At 36.5% G+C, this 1,424-nt stretch carries 1 protein-coding gene; it reads right to left on the reverse strand.

Annotated elements, in window-relative coordinates:
• A partial coding sequence (locus ON064_RS18210; protein WP_274625872.1) for a replication initiation protein occupies window positions 1-1,103 on the reverse strand: 1,103 nt, incomplete at its 3' end.
• Between the last annotated feature and the right edge of the window lie 321 nt (window positions 1,104-1,424).

The following is a 1,424-nucleotide window of genomic DNA, read 5'->3' on the forward strand; positions in this document are numbered from 1 at the left end:
TCTTTTTCTTTATCAAGTTCCGGATTCGATTCCGATGGTTCAGCCGGTTCATCTTTGGAAGTGAACCAGTCCGGAAGTTTTTCTTCGCGTCCGGCCCAGCGTTCTTTAACTGGCTGCAGATCCGCAAATGTAATCCGTCCGCCAGCTTCGTGGATCTCCCAGGCGGAAGTGATTTTGGATTTGATAAACCCGAGTGGATTCTTCACGCTCTTTTCTTCGTTGACGTAGCGAATTAAGAATTCCAATTCCCGTTCGGCGTCGTCTTGCCAAATCAAGGACACTCCTTGATGCAGCTGCGCAAAAAAGCCGGTATCGAATTGATAGCCCTCTGCGAGTTCGTTCATTCGTATACGTAGCTTGTCTATTTCGCTCAGTTCTTCAACGGATTCAGAAATATTTTCAAGATAAGGGACTTTAATTTTCTTTTCAGGGACATGACGAATAGTAAATTCAATAGCATCGACTTTTCTACCTTTTTTGATTTCTTTGTACTGAATTAATAGATCTGTTTGCTCGTTTAATTCTTTAATTGCAGGAAGTAATATCTTATTTTTAAAGTTGCCGTAGAGATTATATGACTTATTGGCAGCGCCCAATTTTCCTCTTAATGAGTCTATTGAACATTTCCATTCAGTAACAGTTTGCCACTTTTTCATTAATTCGTAGAGCCGAATAGCATACACGCTTTTAAGCGACAAGATATTATTCAATTTGTACGAAGTAAAAGTATCTTTGAGTTGCAGTAAATAAGGTTTTAACTCAGGGGCAAAACGAAGCTGTATAACTCCAGAACCATCTACATATCTTGCGGTAGATACCCAGTGAGTCATTAACCATCCTTTATCTTCTAAAGGAATCTCTACCACCTTTGTCATTAAACTTTCTACCACCCTTTTAATTTCTGTGTAGTGTTCTCTCCCCTCGAGTCCTAGCATTTCATGAAAATCGCGAACAGAAATTATGTAGTCTTTAAAATCCCCATCTGTAGGCTCAATCATGCTAACCATAGTCAGGATAATTTTTTGTTCTCGTGCAGTTAACGGCTTTTTATGTCTAGCTTCAATCAAATTATTCCCTTGAGTTACCACATAATTTTGATTCATCCAGTCACATCCCCCAAATTAATATTACTTAATTTTAAAAAAGTAATGTTTAACTCGATAATATCATCAATAAATCTATATGTAAAAGTTTTTATTACTATTTTTTAAAATTTTCATATTTCGAATCGAAAAGGTAATAGTTCGAATCGAAAAGGTAATAGTTTCGAATCGAAAAGGTAATAGTTCGAATCGAAAAGGTAATAGTTTGAATCGAAAAGGTAATAGTTAAACTCCTTCAGATCAGTCATACCAAGGGTTTCAGAGGTCCTAAAACAATTAAAACAATTAAAACAAAGTAATTAAAAACACCAACAACACGCG

It is taken from the genome of Planococcus sp. A6, assembly GCF_028823615.1.
Taxonomy (GTDB): Bacteria; Bacillota; Bacilli; order Bacillales_A; family Planococcaceae; genus Planococcus.